At 47.7% G+C, this 21,722-nt stretch carries 20 protein-coding genes and 1 pseudogene; 6 read left to right on the forward strand and 15 right to left on the reverse strand.

Annotated elements, in window-relative coordinates; translation table 11 throughout:
- Window positions 1-17 precede the first annotated feature (17 nt).
- The 4 genes from trxA to nhaA all read right to left on the reverse strand — a co-directional run bounded on the left by trxA (window position 18) and on the right by nhaA (window position 4,256).
- Window positions 18-872 (reverse strand): thioredoxin, encoded by an 855-nt coding sequence (gene trxA / locus ACJJIS_RS15620; protein WP_445354843.1) that lies wholly within the window; start codon window positions 870-872, stop codon window positions 18-20.
- 45 nt (window positions 873-917) lie between these two features.
- A complete protein-coding gene (locus tag ACJJIS_RS15625; RefSeq protein ID WP_444932526.1) occupies window positions 918-1,298 on the reverse strand; it encodes an MmcQ/YjbR family DNA-binding protein in 381 nt (126 codons plus the stop codon).
- A gap of 2 nt (window positions 1,299-1,300) precedes the next feature.
- Window positions 1,301-2,677: a hypothetical protein gene (locus ACJJIS_RS15630; RefSeq protein ID WP_475708498.1), complete on the reverse strand. Its 1,377-nt coding sequence runs from the start codon at window positions 2,675-2,677 to the stop codon at window positions 1,301-1,303.
- Window positions 2,678-2,780: 103 nt separating this feature from the next.
- Window positions 2,781-4,256 (reverse strand): Na+/H+ antiporter NhaA, encoded by a 1,476-nt coding sequence (gene nhaA / locus ACJJIS_RS15635; RefSeq protein WP_475708499.1) that lies wholly within the window; start codon window positions 4,254-4,256, stop codon window positions 2,781-2,783.
- Window positions 4,257-4,382: 126 nt separating this feature from the next.
- Between nhaA and ACJJIS_RS15640 the strand changes: the two genes are divergently transcribed.
- Window positions 4,383-5,144, forward strand: a complete 762-nt coding sequence (locus ACJJIS_RS15640) for a TlyA family RNA methyltransferase (protein WP_475708500.1) — start codon at window positions 4,383-4,385, stop codon at window positions 5,142-5,144.
- Window positions 5,145-5,294: 150 nt separating this feature from the next.
- Here the strand turns inward: ACJJIS_RS15640 and ACJJIS_RS15645 are convergent, their stop codons facing one another.
- Window positions 5,295-6,197, reverse strand: a complete 903-nt coding sequence (locus ACJJIS_RS15645; protein WP_475708501.1) for a LysR family transcriptional regulator — start codon at window positions 6,195-6,197, stop codon at window positions 5,295-5,297.
- Window positions 6,198-6,333: 136 nt separating this feature from the next.
- On the opposite strand from ACJJIS_RS15645, the gene ACJJIS_RS15650 reads away from it, so the two are divergent.
- Window positions 6,334-7,023 (forward strand): pirin family protein, encoded by a 690-nt coding sequence (locus ACJJIS_RS15650; protein WP_475708502.1) that lies wholly within the window; start codon window positions 6,334-6,336, stop codon window positions 7,021-7,023.
- A 373-nt stretch (window positions 7,024-7,396) separates the two neighbouring features.
- Here ACJJIS_RS15650 and ACJJIS_RS15655 read toward each other — a convergent pair whose 3' ends face one another.
- Window positions 7,397-9,088 (reverse strand): DUF885 domain-containing protein, encoded by a 1,692-nt coding sequence (locus ACJJIS_RS15655; RefSeq protein WP_475708503.1) that lies wholly within the window; start codon window positions 9,086-9,088, stop codon window positions 7,397-7,399.
- A gap of 374 nt (window positions 9,089-9,462) precedes the next feature.
- Between ACJJIS_RS15655 and ACJJIS_RS15660 the strand changes: the two genes are divergently transcribed.
- Window positions 9,463-9,966, forward strand: coding sequence for a thermonuclease family protein (locus ACJJIS_RS15660; protein WP_444906071.1), 504 nt, complete (start codon window positions 9,463-9,465; stop codon window positions 9,964-9,966).
- Window positions 9,967-10,079: 113 nt separating this feature from the next.
- Here the strand turns inward: ACJJIS_RS15660 and ACJJIS_RS15665 are convergent, their stop codons facing one another.
- The 7 genes and pseudogenes from ACJJIS_RS15665 to ACJJIS_RS15695 form a co-directional block, all read right to left on the reverse strand.
- Window positions 10,080-10,685 carry a tetratricopeptide repeat protein gene (locus ACJJIS_RS15665; protein WP_475710363.1) on the reverse strand — a complete coding sequence of 202 codons (606 nt, stop codon included), beginning with the start codon at window positions 10,683-10,685 and terminating at the stop codon, window positions 10,080-10,082.
- Window positions 10,668-10,880: pseudogene (locus tag ACJJIS_RS15670) on the reverse strand (alpha/beta hydrolase-fold protein); the annotation flags it as partial. The pseudogene ACJJIS_RS15670 and the gene ACJJIS_RS15665, both read right to left, overlap by 18 nt.
- Before the next feature lie 21 nt (window positions 10,881-10,901).
- Complete coding sequence (locus ACJJIS_RS15675) at window positions 10,902-11,267, reverse strand: alpha/beta hydrolase (protein WP_475708504.1); 366 nt, start codon at window positions 11,265-11,267, stop codon at window positions 10,902-10,904.
- 204 nt (window positions 11,268-11,471) lie between these two features.
- Window positions 11,472-12,212, reverse strand: coding sequence for an NUDIX domain-containing protein (locus tag ACJJIS_RS15680; protein WP_475708505.1), 741 nt, complete (start codon window positions 12,210-12,212; stop codon window positions 11,472-11,474).
- 116 nt (window positions 12,213-12,328) lie between these two features.
- Window positions 12,329-12,724, reverse strand: a complete 396-nt coding sequence (locus ACJJIS_RS15685; protein WP_413664801.1) for a GNAT family N-acetyltransferase — start codon at window positions 12,722-12,724, stop codon at window positions 12,329-12,331.
- Between the two features lie 82 nt (window positions 12,725-12,806).
- A complete protein-coding gene (locus ACJJIS_RS15690) occupies window positions 12,807-13,280 on the reverse strand; it encodes an OsmC family protein (RefSeq protein WP_444932518.1) in 474 nt (157 codons plus the stop codon).
- A 154-nt stretch (window positions 13,281-13,434) separates the two neighbouring features.
- On the reverse strand, window positions 13,435-13,779 hold the full coding sequence (locus tag ACJJIS_RS15695; protein WP_108732232.1) for a 4a-hydroxytetrahydrobiopterin dehydratase: 345 nt from the start codon (window positions 13,777-13,779) through the stop codon (window positions 13,435-13,437).
- A gap of 208 nt (window positions 13,780-13,987) precedes the next feature.
- On the opposite strand from ACJJIS_RS15695, the gene ACJJIS_RS15700 reads away from it, so the two are divergent.
- A complete protein-coding gene (locus ACJJIS_RS15700; protein ID WP_475708506.1) occupies window positions 13,988-15,811 on the forward strand; it encodes a DUF885 domain-containing protein in 1,824 nt (607 codons plus the stop codon).
- A 42-nt stretch (window positions 15,812-15,853) separates the two neighbouring features.
- Here the strand turns inward: ACJJIS_RS15700 and ACJJIS_RS15705 are convergent, their stop codons facing one another.
- Both ACJJIS_RS15705 and ACJJIS_RS15710 read right to left on the reverse strand, forming a co-directional pair.
- Window positions 15,854-17,362, reverse strand: coding sequence for a fumarate hydratase (locus ACJJIS_RS15705; RefSeq protein ID WP_413664798.1), 1,509 nt, complete (start codon window positions 17,360-17,362; stop codon window positions 15,854-15,856).
- A gap of 152 nt (window positions 17,363-17,514) precedes the next feature.
- Window positions 17,515-18,273: a coiled-coil domain-containing protein gene (locus ACJJIS_RS15710; protein ID WP_282931689.1), complete on the reverse strand. Its 759-nt coding sequence runs from the start codon at window positions 18,271-18,273 to the stop codon at window positions 17,515-17,517.
- A 332-nt stretch (window positions 18,274-18,605) separates the two neighbouring features.
- Between ACJJIS_RS15710 and sodB the strand changes: the two genes are divergently transcribed.
- Both sodB and ACJJIS_RS15720 read left to right on the forward strand, forming a co-directional pair.
- Complete coding sequence (sodB, locus tag ACJJIS_RS15715) at window positions 18,606-19,187, forward strand: superoxide dismutase [Fe] (RefSeq protein WP_108732228.1); 582 nt, start codon at window positions 18,606-18,608, stop codon at window positions 19,185-19,187.
- A 235-nt stretch (window positions 19,188-19,422) separates the two neighbouring features.
- On the forward strand, window positions 19,423-21,300 hold the full coding sequence (locus tag ACJJIS_RS15720) for a DUF885 domain-containing protein (RefSeq protein ID WP_475708507.1): 1,878 nt from the start codon (window positions 19,423-19,425) through the stop codon (window positions 21,298-21,300).
- Window positions 21,301-21,722 lie beyond the last annotated feature (422 nt).

Consider the following 21,722-nt stretch of genomic DNA (forward strand, 5'->3'; position numbering starts at 1 on the left):
TACCGGTAAAGTATTTTTTAAAACATCATAGTCATTAACTTGCGCTGGAACTGAGTGGCAACAGGGTCGCCAGCACCCAAACTTTTTACAATATCCAGGAACGTCTGCTTGGCAGCACCATCGGCAAAGCCCATGTCTTTACGCAAAATATCCAGCAATAATTCCAATGCTTCTTCATGGCGGTTGGCCTGACTGTACTGTACGGCCAATTGATAAGCAGAATCGCTATCCGCAGGATTTTCTTCCAGCGCCTTTTGCAGAGCCTGAATTTCTGGAGTTTCTGCTGCCTGTTGCTTCAGCTCCAATTGAGCCATCAGCTGCTGGTATTCCGCGTCCTGATCTGCCAGCAGAATTTTACTGAGCACAGTCTCCGCTTCCTGGGCACGGTTTTGGTCGAGCAGGATAGCAGCCAGTTGTTTGGCGATATCAGTGCGTTCAGACGATTCCGTATAAGCCTGACGCAACAGAGGCAGAGCTTCCGCCACTTTATCTTCACCGATTAACGCCTGTGCCTGCTGCAACTTTATGTCCCAGGGTTTTGGCAGATACTTATCCAGCATCTCACGAATCTGTGTCTCTGGCTGCACACCGGCAAAGCCATCTACCGGCTGGCCATCTTTTAAAACCATTACCGTGGGCAAACTGCGTACACCCAGCTGACCCGCCAGCATTTGCTCGGTATCTGCATTGACCTTGGCCAATAAAAACTGACCGCTATACTCATTGGCCAGTTTTTCCAACACCGGCATCAACTGCTTGCACGGCTCACACCAATCGGCCCAAAAGTCCACCACTACCGGGCGCTTCATGGACTCTTCAATCAGAATTTGCTGGGCGTTCTCTGCCGTTACATCGACAATAAATTCGTTCACATCCTCTCCTAGACTAAATCTGGGTATTTCTATTCTCAGGGGCCTCTAGCGGTAGAGCAGCTCCGCTCCATAGGCCAGTTCCAGGGAATCCCGCTCAAGCTTGCGAAGCCCCTTAACCACCAGGCCATATGAGCGATCTACCATTCGCTCAATCTCATAATCGGGCACTGTGCCATCCAACAACACCGTATTCCAGTGTTTCTTGTTCATATGGTAACCCGGGATAACACCGGAAAAGATGTCCCTTAACGCCTGGGCTTCATCGGGATCGCACTTGAGATTACTAGCGTCCACCCCGCGGTAACAGCTTAAGGTAGCAAACATACGCCCCTTAATCTTAAATACCGCCACATCCGGGCCAAAAGGAAAATCCTCGATAGCTTCCGGTCGCGATAGTAAATACTCTCTCAAAGTGCCTTTTTGCATGATTACCAATCCAGGGATGACGGCAGGCGCGGCGAGGATAATAAACGGGTAAAGCGCTGCCAGCGCTCTTCATTATTTTGACTGCCCTGCTCTACATAATCAGCAACCAGTGTCTTACCCCAATTGTAATTAATTACGTAGGCGCCGTAGGCATCTACAAAATCCTTCCGCTGTGCCGCCTTGGCGGGGCTCATCAAGGTATATTTCTCAAACAACGCAGGTACCTGCGCGCCCTCAATTTCCCCGTCGATATACTGGCGGGCAATCTCATTGCCGGCAAAACCCAACTTATCTACCAGGGCCATTACCTGCTCATACTTTTCCGCTGTTTTCGGATCCAGGCCAGCTAAGGGGTAGAGAACCTCCATTTCAAAACGGGTTTTCTCCTCACCAGGGAAAGTCAGCTCTATCCCGTAGTTTGCACTTCCCTCGGCAATCAGTGACTGTGGACTGAAAAGCGGGTAAACGCTGTACTCTGCCCAACCCCGTTCCTTGACCAGAGTTTGCTCCAACAGCGCGTTATAGGTGTGATGCCCCGGATACCCTTCGTGACAGCCCAGGTCAATAGCCCTATCTATCGTAATTGGCAGGCCATTGTTCACCTGTATAAGACTGTGCGAACGCCCCTTATACCAGTTGTAGCCACTCCAGGGTTTGTCGCTGACATACTCCAGAACAAAACTCTCATCCGCTGGGAGTGAAACATACTGCTTAGTGCGCGCGCGGCATTCTTTAATGGCGGCATCAAATACGGCCTGAAGGCGATCGGCAGGAATTTCATAAGCTTTGCGGAAGCTGGCTACCCTCTCACTCAAGGGCTGCTCACCTGGGAGTAATGCTTCCAACTCCTCCAGCATGGGTTCAAAACTTTCCAAATCCTGCTGCGGGGGCTCGGTGTCGTAGAGGGTTCGAGCTTCATTGGTGAAGCTTCTCGGGCTCTCTCCTGCCAGACTACGAGCATGGAACACCAGGGCCCGCAACTGTGTCTTCAGGTAATGCATGCGCAGGTTTTCGATAGACCCATCGCCGTCGATTACCGCTGGCAGCTCTGCCAGTAAAGACTCACCACGCCGGGCGATATCTGCAGCGCTCACCTTACTCTTGGTGGCAGTTTCACGCAATTCAGCCGGACCGTAATAGGCATCGACATAGCTGTCGTCATGATTTCCCAGTTCAAGTACTAGAAGGACATAAGCCTGGGCCAGACTATCCATCGCACTAACTCCATTATCGGACTTGGGATTGGTTGTAGTCGATTGATTATCAACCCCGACTTCAGAATCGGCTTTTTTATTAGCTGTAGTTTGGCCATCACAAGCCCCGAGCAGAAGGGAAATAGCCAGCACTGGTAGCGCCTGTGCCAGTGTTCTCAAATACATAATTCTTATTTCTCTCACGTACATTAACAATGGGAGATGGAAACTTATGGAATCAGGCCCCTCCAGGACCGAGACGCAGTGACATCAGGAACGCTAAAACAACTTAACCCTGGCGGCTGGGCTGCTGTTCTACGTCCTCCCCTTCCCCAAGGCTATCGCTGCCACCTTCATCCAGGGGCTCCCCCTCCCCATGAACTTCAAACTCATCGGCCACCGGAGCTTTGCGCAATACCAGGAACCCCGCCACTCCAGCAATTACTGATGCCAGTAGGATACCCGCTTTAGCTTGGATCAACAGCTCATATTCAGAGCTAAAGGCCAGCTCGGCAATGAAGATCGACATAGTGAAGCCAATCCCGCCAAGGAGTGCAACACCGACAATATGTTGGAAATTGGCGGACTTAGGCAACTTGCCCCAGCCAAGCTTCCAGCCAATCCAGGTGGCGCCAACGATACCCACCAGCTTGCCCACAACCAAGCCGGAAATGACCCCAAGGGTGACAGGGTTTATCACCGCCGAAGAACTGGTAAAACTACTAAAGGGAATACCGGCGTTAGCCAATGCAAAAATAGGGATTATTACGAAACCCACCGGTGTGTGCAGGCGGGTTTCCATACGCTGTAGCGGCGATTGCGCCAGGTTGACGCCATTTCCCAGCGCCATCACTCGGGCGCGCAACGCATCGTTAGCAATAATCTTATCGCCTGGACGGAAACAGCGGTCAAAGCTGCGAATAATATCCTTTACAAAGGTACTAAAGGCCACCGGGTCATATTTGGGTTTGGCCGGCAGTGCCATTGCCGTAATCACCCCCGCAATAGTCGCATGTACCCCCGCCAGGTAGAACTCATACCAGAGCAGCACACCGACAAATACATAGGCCGGAGAACTGCGAACCCCCGCCGCTTTTAGCAGCCACATAATCACTACCAGGCAACCCGCCGCAATCAGCGCGGTGATATTCACCTGTTCGGTATACCAGATTGCAATCACTAAAATTGCGCCCAAGTCATCCACAATGGCTAACGCAACCAGGAAAGTAACTACCGCACGAGGCACCCGATTCCCCAAAAGGGCAATACAGCCGACAGCGAATGCTATATCCGTGGCCATGGGAATGCCCCAGCCGCGTTCTGCGCCACTATCCGCATTAAAAGAAGCGTAAATAAGTGCCGGCACCACCATTCCGCCAACTGCCGCCATCACCGGAAGTACAGCCTGGCGAAGGTCGGACAGCTCTCCCACCATAAATTCGCGCTTTAATTCCAATCCCACCAGAAAGAAAAAGATCGCCATCAAGCCATCGTTGATCCAGTGGTGTAAGGAGAGAGAGAATTCCCAGTTTCCAGCGCTGAGGCTGATGGGCATATGCAACAGGTGCTTGTATGCCTCCTGCAAAGGGGAGTTGGCAATAACCAACGCCGCCAGAGCAGATAGCATCAACAAAATACCACTGCTGCTTTGGCGATGGATAAATTCTTCAAAGGGAGTAACCAGGCGCCCAAAGGCGCCCTCAAGTGGCGCCTCAAAGACCTTTCCCTTGCGAATTTTGAACTTATCCAGAACGCTTTTTGCCATCAGCTAACATCCTCCTTACTAAAGATTAGTCCCACAATTTGCGGAGCCGCACTTCTACCTGCTGGAGCCAGAGGTTAGCATGGGCCCTGTATTCTCAATTATGTAAACAGGATTGCACCGCGAAACATGACCCGATTGGATCAACTGCTTGTACAGAGAGAGCTGGCAAACTCCCGCACCCATGCAAAGAAACTGATTGATGCCGGAAGGGTCATGGTATCCGATGGCGGTACCCTCCAGCCCGCGCGCAAAGCCGGGCAGAGCATTCCGGAAGATTGCGCCCTTGAAGTCACCCCCCTACCGGAAGACCAGTATGTTTCCCGAGCGGGCCTGAAATTGGCCGCCATCCTCGACCAGACAGGACTAAACCCCTCTGGGTGGCACGCACTGGATGTTGGCTGCTCTACTGGCGGTTTTAGCGACTGCCTACTTCAACGGGGAGCAGCATCAGTTGTCGGTGTTGATGTTGGGCGAGATCAGTTGGCGCAGAAGTTACTGGATGACCCCCGTATGTACCTATTTGAAGGGGTAAATGCACGCCACCTGGAAGCCTCCCAAATCGCCCCCCACGGAGACGCAGGTTTTGATGCCATCGTTATGGATGTCTCTTTTATTTCCCAAGCACTCATTCTGCCGCAGTTACCGGCCTTGCTTAAACCTTCGGGACAACTCTTAAGTCTGGTTAAACCGCAATTTGAAGTGGGCCCGGAGGGGATTGGCAAGGGTGGTCTGGTGCGTGATGCCAAATACTACCCGGAGGTGCACGAGCGCATCACTGCCTTATGCGAAGACTTGGGACTTGAGGTGAAAGAGTATATTGACAGTCCAATAAAGGGCGGCGATGGCAACCGGGAGTTTTTACTTTGGGCCACTCGGTATCCACGCTAACCTGAATTTCTTCAGGTGAATTAAACCTTACAGAAAAAACCTTTGCTAAAGTTTCGATAGCCCTAACGAATAAGGGCTATCTACCGAGTTAATATTTAAATACATATTTAGTTAGCTTGATATGCATCTTGAAAAGGTTTTTTAACGCGTTCAGCCCAGTCGATTCATACACACCTGCTGAACAAAGGCCAAAAAAGAGCTCACCTTTGGCAATTTTTGTCGATGTTGTGGGTAGAGCGCATACAGATCCACCGGTGGCATCTCCCACTCAGGAAATACTGGCACCAATAAATCCGCAGCTACTTCTTGTTGGCACATATAGTCGGGGAGAATTGCGATTCCACAACCATCAACCAGCATCTGCTTTAGCATCAAGAAGTCATCGACTCTCACTCTCGGCTCGATCATTATCTCTCGAACATCAGTTCCATTCGTTAAATTCAACCTGCCGCCATACTGTGCACTGCTCATAATTAGAAACTCGCAATCGGCCAAAGATTCTAACTCGGCATTCAGATTCTGACGCTCTATGTAATTTGGGCTAGTGTATAAACGGCGCCGAATTTTCCCTAATTTCTTGGCTATCAATCGAGAATCAACCAACTCTCCCACACGGATAACCAGATCGTAGCCCTCCTCAATCAAATCCACTCTTTTGTTAGATAGAGTTAACTCCAATTCAATATCAGGGTGGGCCTGTAGAAACTCACCCAGCACATCTTTCAATATCGCATGGCCTACACCAACAGAGACGCCCACCCGCAGCTTACCGCACGCCTTGCTCACTAAACTGCCGACTTTGCTTTCTGCTAGATCGACTTCATGCTGTATTCGACGGCAATGTTGCAAGTAGGTACTGCCGGCTTCGGTCAAGCTTTGTGTGCGGGTGGTTCGCTCTAGCAGAGTGACTCCTAGAGCATGTTCCAGCTTGGCAATTTTCCGGCTGAGATTTGCCTTAGGCAAATTATGCCGTTCCGCAGCTGAGGTAAAACTACCTGCATCCACTACTGCCATAAAAAGCAGCATGTCGTTCAAATCAACGTTACGGCCCATCCTATGAAACCTGCAAAGCTTTATTGTTGTTAAAAATGGAATAATGATTACGAAAAATAACCATATATCAAACAAAAAGGGATATCTAGAATGACTCCATCGACTACAGCAACAGACAAACCACCCGGAGAAAAAAATGGAAATTTTAGCCCGAGACACACTGGAGTTAGGCGGCTTCGCAGGTATTACTGAACATCGACTGGTGACTGATAGCCGCGTATTTGGTGCTCGCAAAAAAGCAGAGGCTTTTGAAGGACTGGGCAACATGGTGTATTTAGCTGATGCACGCTATTTACCCCAGGGCTCTTCGGGTATGCATCCGCACAGTGAAATCGATGTTATCTCTATCATTGTCGAGGGTCGGGTCAGCCATGAGGGATCTTTAGAACACGGCAAGGATTTAGCCGCAGGTGAAGTTCAGGTACAACGTGCAGGGGGAGAGGGCTTCTCTCACAATGAAATTAATCCAGACAGACAACAAAACAGAATGCTACAAATCTGGGCGCTACCAGAGAAAGCTGGCCAGCCTGCGGGGTATAAAACCTACAAACCGGCATTAGATGGCGCCACTCGTATTTATGGAGGTATTGACGAGAAAGGCAGTACTTTTGATAGCAGCACTTTAATGGACATTGCACACTTAAAAACAGGTGAACAATTATCTTTAAATGAAACTCACTTAATCTATGTGATTAGTGGAAGTGCAAAAGTAACCTCAGGATACACCACAGAGCAGGTGAAGGAGGGCGACTTAATCCGAGGGGATAACTTAACTCTCACCAGTACGGCGGCGCTGCACTTGCTTCTTGTGAGCCATAACAACTAGATCCTCAGTTACAGAAATATCAATCTGAACTATATGACTGGCCAAGCAACAACTCTACCATTAGTTAGAATGTGAGCTTTATCCGCTTTGATGAAGGCGCCTAAATCAAAACCAAATAAAGTTCTATTTTACGGATGCTGACTGCCAAATACTTCCCGGAGGTGCGCAAGCGCATTAGGGCTTTATGCGAAGATTTGGAATTTGAAGCAAATGAGTATATTAGCAGACCAAAAAAAGACAGAGATGGAAACTGAGAATTTTATCTATGGTAACACCTGCCAATGCTGTATTAATATGAGACATTTAAGAGATATAAAATAGTAAGCGAGGGACCTCAATAAAGCCCCCTCACCATAAATAAAACTAATAGAACCTATTGTGAACCACTAAACTGATCGGATAGCAAGCTGAGTGGTATAACGCCATTTTTCAAAATTTTTCCATGAAATTCTTTGATATCAAAATTGACCTTCTCCTGCTCTTTCTGACGCAACTGAAGAATATGTGTAAAACCAATATGATATGAGCTTGCCTGGCCGGGATGAAAAACAAAGCGATTAAGATCTTTAAAAACCTCCCACTCTACCAGCCCTGTAGCTTGAGAAAAATATTCTTCGGCCTCAGTTAGATCCCATCCTTTTGCATTTATACCCGTATCTACCACTAAGCGGGCTGCCCTGCGGGCCTCTGCTTGTAATCTTCCTAAGTTTCCATACGGATTGTTGTCATGCCAACCCTGCTCAAAGGCTAAACGCTCTGCGTACAACCCCCAACCTTCAGAGAAACCTGAAATATTGGTAATACTCCTAAATAGGGGCAGGTCTAGATTACCCGTAAATGAAAATTGCGCATGGTGGCCAGGTATTCCCTCATGGTAAACAAATCCGGGCAATTCCAATAAGGTGGTATCTACAGAAGTATCTACAAAGATCACTGCACTTTCTCCTCCGCTAGCCTGACGGTACCCATAGCCAAGCGATTCTATGAACTCCAATTCAGGGTACTGAAAATCAGGAAACAGACCAGCACTTTTCCCTGCTGCCTCATCTAACAACGTCTTAAATACACTCAGAACATCTTCCCTGGCAATTTGCGGTGAATCCCGGCGAGCCATCTCATATAGCGTCGGCAAATCATTTGAGACATCGTAACCAAGTGATTCAAACTCAGAATATATTTCAGTGTGAATATCTTTCAGAGCAGAAATCCCAATTTGATGTGCTTCATGGGCATCTTGTGGAAGACCGACAAACCTACTTAACAGCCTATTGTAAAATTCATTTCCTCCCGGGTACTGGGAAAACCCAGGGTTTTCGGGTGCGTTTGGTAGCAACTTCAAGAGCTTACTAGATACTTTTGCACGGGCTGGTGCTATCTGATTTGCTAAGATATCTTTACACTGGAGCAACCACTCTTCTTTTTGCAAGTCAGAAACGGCCATTTCATTTACGGCTGACTCAAATAACAGATAGATGTTGTCTTGCTCAGGAACTTCATTCCAAAATTCAAGTGTATCACTAACCCATATCACTGTTTCTTTATCATCAATTATTCCCAATCGTGCCCTAACAGACAGCCAACTATTTATTGAAGAATAATATGAAGGCAAGCGTTTCATTTGTGCTAAATAGTTTTCAACACCACTAACATCATCAAGATTAAAGCTCTGGAAGACATACCAAGCACTAATCGCAGTAAATGCATTAACTCTAAATTGAGGCTGCCCCTCAACCGACAAGTAATTCTTTAAAAACCATAAATAATAGTCATAATCAACCTTCTGCACCTCACTCAACTTCCGTCTATCAAATGACTTTAACTTAGCCAGCACTTTGACATATAACGCAAGTGTTTTAGCTTTATACTGTAGAGATATTGGTGTAATGCCAGGTGATAAAAGCCCTATTTCTTCATGCACTTGATGAATCAATGCCAACTCAGGATCTCGCCTAAGCAGCTCAGCATTAGATACCTCTATAAAATAATCAAATTCCTGATCATAAGCCTTAGCCGGCAAACCAATAAAAACACAGAGAATAACCCAGGCATATTTTAACTTCTTCATAGAGCTTCCTTGAATACGCTTCGTTATGTTATGCAACCAAAATAATAATGCCTAGTAGAAAAAAGAAAGTGAAATAATATTTACTTAACCCACATGATATTCATACTTTAGAATTAAAATTTTCTCTATAACCACCACATCTCCCTCGATCTCATTCAAATATATTTTAAGCTCGAGGTATATTCAGCCAAAAAAGCCACGTTATTTGCCAACCAATGTCACCCCCTTCGCTATGCACTTCTTAGCAAAAACAAAAAATCAAAAAACGCCTTATCAGAAATTTAAGAGCTTTATATTTCCATCACCATTCCTACATAGCCCCGTAACAACCCACACCTATGCTGCGCCATGTAACTCTATCGAGGATAAACATAATGAAAAAATTACTTATCATGGCGGTCCTATCCACTTCTAGTCAGGCAGCTCCGCTAACAAACTATCAAGTTATTGATGGCGATACAGTTCACGGTTACGTCGACAATGAGTATGTAAAAATACGCTTGAACTGCATTGATGCCCCTGAGACCAACCCCAGCACCCAAACGTACGGCCCCGAAGCCACTCAAACCCTAAGCGACCTATTGTCATTTGGTTCAGTTGATTTTGAATCTACAGGGAAAGACATCTATGGTCGGGAAACTGGGTATCTGCATGTGAATGGGTACAATATCAATCAAGAAATGGTAATACGGGGAGCTGCCTGGAATTATGAATACTATTGCGGCAGCGAGTTTGAACTCGAGCAGGAATTTGCTTACTACTACGGTCTTGGGTTGTGGTCGAACACTGATGCTATAGACCCCTACTGTTTTCGCAAGAACTTGGACTACGATTACTGCTACTACAATCCAGAGAACAACTTAATTTTAGATAACTAGATCAAACGCAATAGAAATCAGAAAAATACAGCATAAAATAACTTGGCGATCTGACTTTAGGGCAACGGCAGCACTTCAGATCACCAAGTTAAGCATAACTACTGAAAATAAATCTAATCGACCTCAAGTTGAGCCATTCTATTTCTTGCTGTTTCATTATCAGGATTAATTAACAATGATTTTCTAAAGCAATCTATAGCAAGCTCTTTCTTCCCCTTTACCATGTAAGCTTCAGCCAAGCTGTCCCAGGTCTTATATGAACCCGGATAAGACTGTGTATTCAATTCGAAAAACTCTATTGCCTTATCAACATCTATGCCAAACTGATCATTATAGAGACGATCATAGCCAAAGAAACTAATAACATCTTCCCTCAACATGAACGTTCCTCCGAGCTTTCTTGAAAACTGTTCGAAGTGATTTTTAACATTCACTGCGGGGCGAAATCTAGCTTGATCATCGATCATATAACCATCAAAAATTGATCGAAGCCCTCTATAAAAGCTAATAACGGGCATTGTATGATGATTTTCTTCTGTCCCATAGGTTACTGAATCTACGTACAGCCCTTTCTTGGGCTTCTCATTTAACAGCCTAATAAATTCTGCAACATAGTTTTCATCAGGATATACACCTTCCACTCTCTCTGAAGTAGCGATAAACAGCCTGCGCTTCTCAGTTGATTTACCTTGTAGGAATTCAGAATATCGCTTTATCATAATCTGCTCATCCCACCACATACTTGGATCAATAGCGATATACGCATTAAAAGCTTCAGGCGCCGAATATAAGCTGTGGATAACAGGTAGACCTGTAAATGAGTAACCTGCAAGAATTTGATACCCGGATGTCGGATATTCTGCGTTTATCTCTGGGATAAGCTCCTCTATTAAGAACTCAAGGAATTGATCAGCGCCCCCTGTATTGGAAAGCGCCTAATTTTTACGCCCGCCATATTCAATTAGCGAACTAGTAGGTGAGCTATCTCTAACACGTTCTTGGCTTACGATACCTACGACAATCATTTCAGGAATTACTGGGGTGGCATCAGAGCTCAGCTGCCGAACCATACCTGTGAAGACATGAAAGAAACTATTAAAATCTGCATCAAGTAAATAAAGAACCGGATAATCTTTATATCCACCTTCTTTAAAGGATGCGGGAAGAGAAATCCAATACTCCCTTCTCTCTTCGAGAATTTGCGAGACAATGACCTTGCGCTCACCAATAGTTAACTCATTGGATTGAGCAGTCAAACTCCAAACTGCGGCAATTAAAATTGCTATAAATTTGCCTTTCATAGGAACACTCCATCTTTCCACCAACTAACCATTTAACCCACTAATAATTTAATAATCATAAGAGAAAGAAAAGCAAACGCCGCGTTCTGGGCTCAATGAGAATGAAGAATTCACAATGTGTTTAGAATGCAGCTTAGTCTTTCCCCCTGCCTCAAAAGTAAGTGGTTAAACTGCGATATATACTCAACCAATCATTTGGACCTTTTAGGCATTAGTCCAAAATATTTCCTGCTTTGCGAAGGGATCCTTGTAAGAATCCTGGCTGACCTGGGTTAAACCAAGCCTTTGCATGGACATTTCAGCTACATGTCTATTAAATGCTGAGATATGCCCTCCATTTAAATAGTGGTCAATATCTACCCAGGAAGCATGCTTAATTTCTTCCGTATCTGTTATTACAATATCCCGATTTAAGGCACTCAATTCACATACGAAGTAGATATCCGTATAGCCTAAATTCGTAGGAAATCGGGTAGCAAATCCGAGTACTGAGGAAAACTCGCAGGACACACCGGTCTCCTCATAAACCTCACGAATCACCGCATCGGCTATCTTTTCACCCAGATCAACGGTTCCTCCAGGCAGCTTCGGGCTCGATGCTGCACTGTGGCCCTGGACACAGAGCAGTTGCCCATCAAGAAGTACGAATCCCCCAACTCCCACCGTATGGGTTGGGTAGAAGGGAACATATGCATCTTCCTGAAGCTTAAGAACCAGCCTTGTAGCAGAATCCCGACAGCTATGAAATGTAAAACCATGCTTTAGGCATATCGGGATAAACCGGGTAAGTGCATCTCGGAGATCTATCCATATCAACTTTCGGCTGTTAACTCTGGATACTTCTATAATGGCTACCAGTTCAACCAAGAACTCATTTTCCGTACCAGAAAAATTCTCGAGATCCAAAGTAACGCAATTAAAGGAATCAACTGTATGATGAAACACAAGCAACCTATTCAACACCTAATTTCAATACCATAAACGATATAGCCAACACTGAATCAATCATTCGTTCATTGATGTAAAGCCAACTTCGAATCCACAATAATAGCTCTGTGCCATTATTTGATAAGATACATCCCTTCAGTGTCTGGACGGCTCAATTCAAATCCAAATTTTCTATAAAGCTCGGGAACATCTGCCATCAACGTAATATATGCTGAAGGAAGGGCTTCTCGATCCAGGTAAGCCATAATGTGCTCCATGATCTGACGCCCCAGGCCAACACCTTGGAATTTGGGATCGACAGCAACATCCACTATCTCAAAATTAAGTGCGCCATCCCCCACTACCCGCCCCATAGCGACAGTTTCAGATTGTCTTTTTATATGGATACCGTACAAGCTATTTGGAAGGCCTTTTTCCGCTGCTTCACGGCTTCTGGGGGTTAAGCCTGTTATCTCTCGCAGTTTGAGGAAATCCTCGGTAGAAGCTACTTTCTCAATAATTGTGTACATATATTACCGAAAAAAATAAACAAATTAATAGTGCCGCCAAGCCTATCTAGTACCCAGCGACAACCAAACCGCTATAGGCTCCTTAAATTGGAACTTCCCGGATCTCTGTCACCACTTCAGCTTTCACAGAGTTCGCAATAAAACACTGTTTGTGGGAAAGGTGATGTATTTTTTCTAACTGCTCGCGACTGGGTTGTTTTTCACCGGAGAAGCGCACTGAAGGACGCAGGGTAACTTTAGTCATAGCAATTCGACCATCCTTATCGGCCCCCATAATTCCTATAGCTTCATCGCAATATTCATCAACCACAAACCCTCGCTTGGCTGCAATCGATAGAAAAAACAACATATGGCAGCTGGACAGAGCCGCTACAAAAGCTTCTTCTGGATCAACGTTTTCAACTACTGAATAGGGAATGGGTACAACATGGGGGGAAGAGGAGGCTGGGATAGATGCCCCACCATCAAATTGCCAGGTGTGGGCGCGACTGTATTGATTATCGGTGAAAATCTGCTCGTCGCGTTTCCAGGTCACCGTTGAAGTATACTCTGACAAGACTTATCTCCCTTTAGACGACACCCCTAGTCTTGGGGAAAAGGGGCTAAATTGGGATGCTCACCAGCCCTAAGATTACCAAGAACCGGTGAGTGCTATTTCAAATGGTCCATCGCCTCCCGAAGCCGGATATAGGCGCCACAAGAAATACTAGTTAAGCGGCATCCACCTGCTCATCGGTGCGAGCAGCCATGATAAAGTCATTTTTGTGCAGGCCCTTAGCCTCGTGACTCCACCAGGTAACCGTAACCTTACCCCATTCAGTCAGCAGTGCGGGGTGATGCCCCACCTCTTCAGCAATCGCGCCGACACGGTTGGTAAACGCCAGAGCCTGCTTGAAGTTACGAAACTTAAACACGCGTTCCAGCTGCATGATTCCGTCACGGGTCATCGGCGTCCAGTCAGGGATCTGCCGCAGCAGTCCTGGCAGTTCGTCATCACTCACCAGCGGCGCATCGGCACGACAGGCTTCACATTGTTGTTGAGCTAGTTCGGTCATGAATCGGTCCTCAAAACCTTGTTTATTATCGGCTCAATTGGGCCGGCCTCACTCTACCCGCCCCCCCTTAACGAAACAAGTACAGGGCTCAAAAACGCATTTTATCCGGTTTTACCATCACAAAATGGAACCGCATGCTAAAAATATTGGACGATCTATAGCCACCGCAGCCTTGGGTCGACATCGGCAGATTAACGTGAGGATTGTCATGAAAGCACACCTCAGTCTATTACTACTTCTAGTATCTCTAGGGGCCTGTGAGCGCCAGCAAGTGGATAGAGAGCGCCTTCCTCCACCAGAGAAGGTTATCCTGGAGGAAATGCGCTCCGAGACAAACCTGGCATTCGAGCAGCTCTGTCAGCAATTTATACACGGCCTATGGAATCTATTCCCATCCTGGGCGCTCAGTGAAGGCTACTATGAAGTAGCCAAAGAGCTTCAGGTGCCCGATAAGAGTTATCGTGAATTTGTATTGGACTTTGCTCAAATCTATGAACGCAAATTTGCAGCCTTGGATAAAAGCCAGCTCAATATCAATTCACGCAGTAATCTCGCTCTTATAGAAAATTTTCTGCATCGACTGCAATGGCAATATACCCGCTTTAAGTCATACCAATGGGACCCATCCATATATAATGTTTCCCATTCTTTTGCCCTGATCCTAAACACCGACTATGCGCCACTTCTAAAGCGCCTACATACCGTTAGCACTCGTATGCTGCAAGTGCCCGAGTACTATCAGGCCGCTAAGGCAGCTATCTATCGTCCGGCAGCGCCACAGCTTGAATTAGCAATTCAACAGAGTACAGGCTCACTGGAAGTCTTTGGCGAAGAGCTGGAAAAAACGGTTAAAGAAAGTCAGATGCCTGCGGACGCAAAGGAGATTTTCCTACGGCGAATGCACGATTCTCGCTTAGCGATACAAAGCTATATCCACTTCCTACAAAACCTGCAAAAGAAGTTGACTAAATCCGGAAAATTCCGTGATTTTCGTATCGGTGAAAAACTCTACGAAGAAAAATTCCAGTTTGATATCAATATTGGAATGAGCGCTGCTGAACTATACCAGCGCGCCATCATAGAGAAGCAGCTAACCCACGATAAAATGACCAAGCTTGCCGATCAACTCTGGCCAAAATACTTTCCTTCTGACTCCCCACCCAACGAGCCACTGATAAAAATTGAAAAGCTGCTGAACAAGCTTTCCCAATATCATGCCACCAAAGAAACTTTCAAGAAAAAAGTAGAGCAACAGATCCCGGAGCTGGCAGAGTTTGTGACCGAAAAAAAACTGTTAAGCCTGGACAAGGAAAAGCCACTGGTAGTTCGAACAACTCCAGCCTATCTGCAAGGCTTTGCTGTAGCTTCCATTAATGCACCTGGCCCCTACCATAAAAATGCAAATACCTATTATAACGTGATGCCCATAGAGACCTACTCCGATCAACGGGCGGAGAGCTTACTGCGAGAATACAATGACTATATCCTGCAGATACTCAATATCCATGAAGCGATCCCCGGGCACTACACTCAACTGGTTTACGCCAACCAGTCCCCCAGTATCCTGAAAACTATTCTCGGCAATACTGCCATGATCGAAGGCTGGGCCGTCTATGCGGAACGCATGATGCTGGATGCGGGTTACGGTAATTTTTCCCCCGAGCTGTGGCTGATGTACTACAAGTGGAACTTGCGCACTATCACTAATACCATTTTGGATTATGAGGTACAGGTAAAGGGTATCAGCCAAGCAGAGGCGATGAAGTTAATGGTCAGGGATGCCTTTCAACAACAGGCTGAAGCAGAGGGTAAATGGCGCAGGGCGACCTTAAGCCAAGTGCAGCTCACCAGCTATTTTGCTGGCTTTACAGATATTTTGGCCCTGCGCGAGGAAATCAAAAAGAAAATGGGCAACAACTTTAGCCTCAAGGGGTTCCACGAGATGTTCCTGAGCTATGGCAGTGCACCTATACCAATTATTCGCGAACTGATGCTGGCGGACTTAGCCAAGCAAGGCAATAAATTCCAATAAAAAAGGCCCCTGTTGGGGCCTTTTCTTTAAATGGCGGAAGCGTTACACCTCACCTTCGGCAATCTTGGCTTTCCAGATCAACGGGCCAGTAGTGTGTACTGACTCACCCTGACTATCGACAGCCACAGTTACCGGCATATCTTCTACTTCGAACTCGTAAATCGCTTCCATTCCCAGCTCAGGGAAGGCGATAACTTCGGAGCCTTTAATCGCCTGGGCAACCAGATAAGCAGCGCCACCGACGGCCATAAGGTATACCGCTTTATTATCGCGGATCGCCTCAATTGCCATGGGGCCGCGCTCCGCCTTACCGATCATCCCCGCCAAGCCAGTTTCTTCCAGCATAGTGCGAGTGAATTTATCCATACGGGTAGCGGTGGTTGGACCAGCGGGACCAACAACCTCATCGCGCACCGGATCTACCGGGCCTACGTAGTAGATAAAGCGGCCGGTGAGATCCACAGGCAACTTCTCGCCTTTAGCGAGGATATCTACCATTTTCTTGTGCGCCGCATCGCGACCAGTCAGCATCTTGCCGTTCAGCAGCAGGGTCTCACCGGGCTGCCAGCTTTGGATATCTTCTGCAGTAATGGTATTCAGGTTTACCCGACGGGTATTGCTGCCCGCTTCGCGGGTAATTTCCGGCCAGTCTTCCAACTTAGGCGGAGTCTGGCGCGCGGGCCCGGAGCCATCCAGGGTAAAGTGGGTGTGACGGGTAGCTGCACAGTTGGGGATAATCGCCACAGCCTTATTGGCAGCGTGGGTAGGATAATCCTTGATCTTCACATCCAACACAGTGGTCAGTCCGCCCAGGCCCTGGGCACCGATGCCCAGTTTGTTGACGGAATCATAGAGTTCCAGACGCAGCTCTTCAGCGCGGTTAGAGGCTCCGCGCTCTTGCAGCTCCTGAATGTCGATGGGGTCTAGCAGGGATTCTTTGGCCAACAGCATCGCTTTCTCAGCGGTACCGCCAATACCAATACCCAACATGCCGGGCGGACACCAGCCGGCACCCATCTGCGGAACCATCTTCAGCACCCAGTCAACCACCGAGTCAGATGGATTCAGCATGGCAAACTTGGTTTTGGCTTCACTGCCGCCGCCTTTAGCTGCCACATAAACTTCTACGGTATCACCGGGAACGATTTCATAGTGAATCACCGCCGGAGTATTGTCTCCGGTATTCTTACGAGCACCATCTGGATCTTCCAGAATAGAGGCACGCAGCACGTTGCTGGCATTTTGATAGGCCCGGCGCACACCTTCGTTAACCATATCGGTAACGCTCATGTCCGCTTCCCAACGCACATTCATGCCCACTTTCAACTTCACGGTGACAATGCCGGTATCCTGACAGATTGGGCGGTGGCCCTCGGCACACATGCGTGAGTTGATCAGGATCTGGGCCATGGCGTCCTTGGCCGCCGGGTTGACCTCTTTCTCATAAGCCTTGTTCAGGGCCTGAATGAAGTCCTGTGGGTGGTAGTAAGAAATAAATTGCAGCGCATCGGCCACGCTGCCGATCAGATCATCCTGGCGGATAGTGGTCATTGCCAACTCCGATTAACGTCTCGAGGCCGGCGATTCTACACGAAATGTAGGGTTATTGACCCAGATATTCCCAGAAATCCCATTCACCTTAAGGGAAAACGGAATAAAAAAAGGCGGACACCAGGTCCGCTTTTTTTAACTCAACCGGAAAATTACATGGATGAAGCGGTGGAGTCACCGCTGGATTGCAGAGAGCGAATCGCATCGCGAAGCTGCACCAGATCCTTATTCACCGAACGGCGGTAAGCATCAATAGACTCTACAGCCTCTTCATTCGCACCGACACGCATAGTCAGGTCACTGCGCACTGAAGCCAGCTGGCGCTCCAGGCGTGCAAGCTTGTCGGTCATCTCACGCTGGGAATCTGTATTGCCCTTGCGCAACTCTGCCAGCGAAGCCTCTACAGCAGCGATTTTCTTCACGCTGGACTCGAGGCCGCTGAGCTTGGTGCTGAGAGCGGCAACTTGCTTTTTGTTAGCTGCGACTGCTGTTTTATTTGCCGAGATACTCTTGCGGTTGGTGTCATAGGCAACACCCCACAATTTGCGGATCTCTGAGGAGTTTTCCTTGGCTTTTGCATTCAGCACTTCAACCGATGCCGTAGATTCCTCATCGGAGAGACTAAAGCGCTTCTCCAGTTCAGCAATACGGTTTTCCGCATCGGCAATACGAGTCTCTGCATCACTCAACAGGGTCCGGCTGTCCTGCCATTGCTGGTACAGGAAACCCGAGGCACCCAGGCCACCCATCGCCATAATCAGGGCACATAGACCCAAGAAAGAGAAACCACCTCGGCGCTCCTCCACGATCACCTGGGGCTCTGGTGAATCACTCCTTTCTTCGCTGGTAGTGAGATCCAGTGATGGTTCAAGAGCGGCGCTGCCGCCCAGTGTGGGCTCTTTGCGTTGCATGGTTCGATACACCCGATAACTGTGCTGATGAGTCCGGTACCCGCCAGTTCTATGCTGCTCTTTCCGGTACCGTATTTTCAGAAATATATGACAATAGAATCCATTCAGATTCGTCGAATTCTGCGGCAGTTATACCAAAAATTGACGAAAAAGTAAGCGGTCGTCAGTAATAATAGACGACAGTCGAATAGAGCTGACAGCAAAAGCTTCCCCCCTTGTGTTTGAGGAAATCGTCCCAAACTTCCCTAATCCATCGCGCCGGCTTAATTCTGAGATGCGGCACGTGTAGAATGCCCTCACCAATAACCCTCAGACAAAGGAAGGAAAACACCATGGCTTTCGAATTGCCTGAACTCCCCTACGCTAAGAACGCCCTGGCACCGCATATCTCCGAAGAGACTTTGGAGTACCACTACGGCAAACATCATAAAACTTACGTAGACAAGCTGAACGGCCTGCTGGAAGGCACTGCTGACGCTGACAAATCTCTGGAAGACGTGATCAAGTCCTCTTCCGGTGGTGTGTTCAACAACGCAGCCCAGGTTTGGAACCACACTTTCTACTGGAACTGCCTGAGCCCTAACGGTGGCGGCGAAGCCACTGGCGCGATTGCCGAGGCTATCAACGCAGCCTTCGGTAGCTTCGACCAGTTCAAAGAAGCATTTACCACCAGTGCTGTAAACAACTTCGGCTCCGGCTGGACTTGGCTGGTAAAAAATGCTGACGGCTCAGTCGCCATTGTAAACACTTCCAACGCAGCAACCCCGCTGACTGAAGAAGGCGTTACTCCCCTGCTGACCTGCGATGTTTGGGAACACGCTTACTATATCGACTACCGCAACCTGCGCCCGAAGTACATGGAAGCTTTCTGGGCCCTGGTGAACTGGGAGTTTGTAAACCAGAACTTCGCTTAATCCCGAAGTCACCAGAAAAAGCGGGCCATGTGCCCGCTTTTTTTATTTCCTTAATGCCCTCCCCTCAATCAAATTCTCCCCACTACTGGCCAAATGCTGCTCCAGTCAGCACAATAACTGCTGATCTGCACTACACATCCCGCATAAAGTGTGGGGGATTTAGGCAATCAACCTAAAGAATGCCACTGGAGTGGCACAAATTAGCAACGAAGAACCGAACACTGGGAATATGCTCATGAAGTTGAAACCAACCCTGATCGCAGCCGCCATAAGCGCGCTGGTAATCAGCGGCTGTGACCGCGGCGCCCCGAACACAGCCGAGCAGAGTGCAACCGCCACAGCCACGGAAAGCACGGCGACTCAAGAAGTCGCAGGAAAAGTGGACCCAGCCGCAGTCAAACGCGTAAACCAGATGTTCGAGGACTTCTTCCAAGAGCACCTCGCCCGCAGTCCTGAGACCAAAACTTTCCTGGGTAAAAAAGAAGACTACGATAAGTGGGATAACCTCTCCCCAGAATTTGCCAAGGAAACCCTGGAGCTCGACAAGCGTCAGCTGGCGGAACTGAATAAAATTGATCCTTCCACCTTGGATGACGCTACCCGCCTGAGCCTGCGCCTGGCAAAACGCAACTGGCAACAGGATATTGATGGCTACAAGTGGCGTAACCACGGCTACCCTGTTAACCAGATGTATGCCACCCATACCAGCGCCGCCACACTGTTGATCAGCCAGCACCGTATTGATGATGTCAGCGATGCAGAGGCCTATATCGCCCGCTTGAATGGCATGCCCAAGTATTTCTCCCAGCTGGAAGAACAACTGAAAGCCAATGCTGCAGCCGGCACCATCGTACCCAAATTTGTATTCCCTTACGTTATTAGCGATTCCCGCAACCTGATCACCGGTGCACCTTTTAACGGTGAGAAAGACAGCCCGCTGTTTGCAGACTTTAAGGAAAAAGTAGAAAAGCTGGAAATCAGTGAAGATCAAAAGAAATCTCTGATCGATAAAGCCAGCCAGGCCCTGACTGAAAGCGCCGGCCCCGCTTACGAAAAGTTGATCAGCTACCTGCAAGAACTTGAGAAAAAAGCCAACACTGACGACGGTGCCTGGAAACTGGCAGACGGTGAAGACTTCTATAAATTCCGCCTCGGTGTTTACACCACTACGGATATGACTGCCGATGAGATCCACCAAACCGGTCTTAAGGAAGTTGCCCGTATTCACGACGAAATGCGCGAGATTATGCGCAAGGTGAAGTTCGAAGGTAACTTGCAGGAATTCTTCGAATTCATGCGTACCGACAAGCAGTTCTATTACCCCACCACTGAGGAAGGTAAAGCGGAGTACCTGGAAAAGGCCACCGCAATTATCGACACCATGAAGGGCCGCCTGGATGAACTGTTTATCACCAAGCCCAAAGCCGATCTCGATGTAAGAGCCGTAGAGGCCTTCCGCGAAAAATCTGCGGGTAAGGCCTTCTACCAGCGCCCGGCTCCCGATGGTTCGCGCCCCGGCATCTATTACGCCAACCTGTACAATATGGAAGATATGCCGTCTTACCAGATGGAAGCACTGGCCTACCACGAGGGTATCCCCGGCCACCATATGCAGCTTTCTATCGCTCAGGAATTACAGGATATTCCCAAGTTCCGTAAATACGGTGGTTACACTGCTTATACCGAAGGCTGGGGTCTCTACTCCGAGCTGGTACCCAAGGAATTGGGCTTCTATGAAGACCCCTACTCTGACTTTGGACGCCTGGCTATGGAACTGTGGCGCGCTGGCCGATTGGTGGTAGACACCGGCCTTCACGCCAAGAAATGGACCCGCGAGCAAGCGATCGACTACCTCGTAGAGAACACCCCGAACCCGAAAGGCGACGTGGTTAAAGCGATCGAGCGCTATATCGTGATGCCTGGCCAAGCAACCGCATACAAAATCGGTATGCTGAAAATTGTCGAGCTGCGTGAAAAAGCCAAAACAGAACTGGGTGATCAGTTTGATGTTCGCGGCTTCCACGACACTATCCTGGCCAGTGGCCCAGTCCCCTTGGATGTACTGGAAGAACTGGTTAATGAGTGGGTTGCAAAAGTAAAAACCCAACAATAAATGATAGAAGCGACAGATAAGTACCTGATAACTACTTGTCTGTCTTTTTCTTATCGTCAGTAGAGCATTGCAGAAGTAATAATTCTGTATAGTTTTTACAATACGGCATTTATTGTTTTACAGGGAAGTCCGGAATGACACTCCGGACTTCTTATTAAACAATCACCAGCTCCCAGCATGATTGGCACTGGGGTCTTATTTCAACCCCCCCTATTTTCAGCTCACCTTAGCCGCCACTGTCGTATAAAAGCACCAAAATAAAACATACCCAGTATTCCCCATACCAAAAAAGTGCACCGCTCTTATTTTCTGCTGAATTTATATCCACAAAACCAAATAATGGGATGCTTTTACATAAAAAAGTCCATTAACTGCAAAAATAATGATAAAAAAGTAAGAGCTACTCTTTGAACGCAAGGATT

It is taken from the genome of Microbulbifer maximicatervae (SeqCode), from assembly GCF_056231245.1.

What these genes read in the sequence shown, in the direction of transcription:
- nhaA (WP_475708499.1), bottom strand. Translation starts at nt 4,256, where the DNA reads ATGGCAAAAAGCGTTCTGGATAAGTTCAAAATTCGCAAGGGAAAGGTC.
- ACJJIS_RS15695 (WP_108732232.1), bottom strand. Translation starts at nt 13,779, where the DNA reads ATGACCGAACTAGCTCAACAACAATGTGAAGCCTGTCGTGCCGATGCG.
- ACJJIS_RS15675 (WP_475708504.1), bottom strand. Translation starts at nt 11,267, where the DNA reads ATGAAAGGCAAATTTATAGCAATTTTAATTGCCGCAGTTTGGAGTTTG.
- ACJJIS_RS15720 (WP_475708507.1), top strand. Translation starts at nt 19,423, where the DNA reads ATGAAGTTGAAACCAACCCTGATCGCAGCCGCCATAAGCGCGCTGGTA.
- ACJJIS_RS15685 (WP_413664801.1), bottom strand. Translation starts at nt 12,724, where the DNA reads ATGTACACAATTATTGAGAAAGTAGCTTCTACCGAGGATTTCCTCAAA.
- sodB (WP_108732228.1), top strand. Translation starts at nt 18,606, where the DNA reads ATGGCTTTCGAATTGCCTGAACTCCCCTACGCTAAGAACGCCCTGGCA.
- ACJJIS_RS15650 (WP_475708502.1), top strand. Translation starts at nt 6,334, where the DNA reads ATGGAAATTTTAGCCCGAGACACACTGGAGTTAGGCGGCTTCGCAGGT.
- ACJJIS_RS15665 (WP_475710363.1), bottom strand. Translation starts at nt 10,685, where the DNA reads ATGATAAAGCGATATTCTGAATTCCTACAAGGTAAATCAACTGAGAAG.
- ACJJIS_RS15630 (WP_475708498.1), bottom strand. Translation starts at nt 2,677, where the DNA reads ATGTATTTGAGAACACTGGCACAGGCGCTACCAGTGCTGGCTATTTCC.
- ACJJIS_RS15645 (WP_475708501.1), bottom strand. Translation starts at nt 6,197, where the DNA reads ATGGGCCGTAACGTTGATTTGAACGACATGCTGCTTTTTATGGCAGTA.
- ACJJIS_RS15655 (WP_475708503.1), bottom strand. Translation starts at nt 9,088, where the DNA reads ATGAAGAAGTTAAAATATGCCTGGGTTATTCTCTGTGTTTTTATTGGT.
- ACJJIS_RS15705 (WP_413664798.1), bottom strand. Translation starts at nt 17,362, where the DNA reads ATGACCACTATCCGCCAGGATGATCTGATCGGCAGCGTGGCCGATGCG.
- ACJJIS_RS15700 (WP_475708506.1), top strand. Translation starts at nt 13,988, where the DNA reads ATGAAAGCACACCTCAGTCTATTACTACTTCTAGTATCTCTAGGGGCC.
- ACJJIS_RS15660 (WP_444906071.1), top strand. Translation starts at nt 9,463, where the DNA reads ATGAAAAAATTACTTATCATGGCGGTCCTATCCACTTCTAGTCAGGCA.
- ACJJIS_RS15710 (WP_282931689.1), bottom strand. Translation starts at nt 18,273, where the DNA reads ATGCAACGCAAAGAGCCCACACTGGGCGGCAGCGCCGCTCTTGAACCA.
- ACJJIS_RS15640 (WP_475708500.1), top strand. Translation starts at nt 4,383, where the DNA reads ATGACCCGATTGGATCAACTGCTTGTACAGAGAGAGCTGGCAAACTCC.
- ACJJIS_RS15625 (WP_444932526.1), bottom strand. Translation starts at nt 1,298, where the DNA reads ATGCAAAAAGGCACTTTGAGAGAGTATTTACTATCGCGACCGGAAGCT.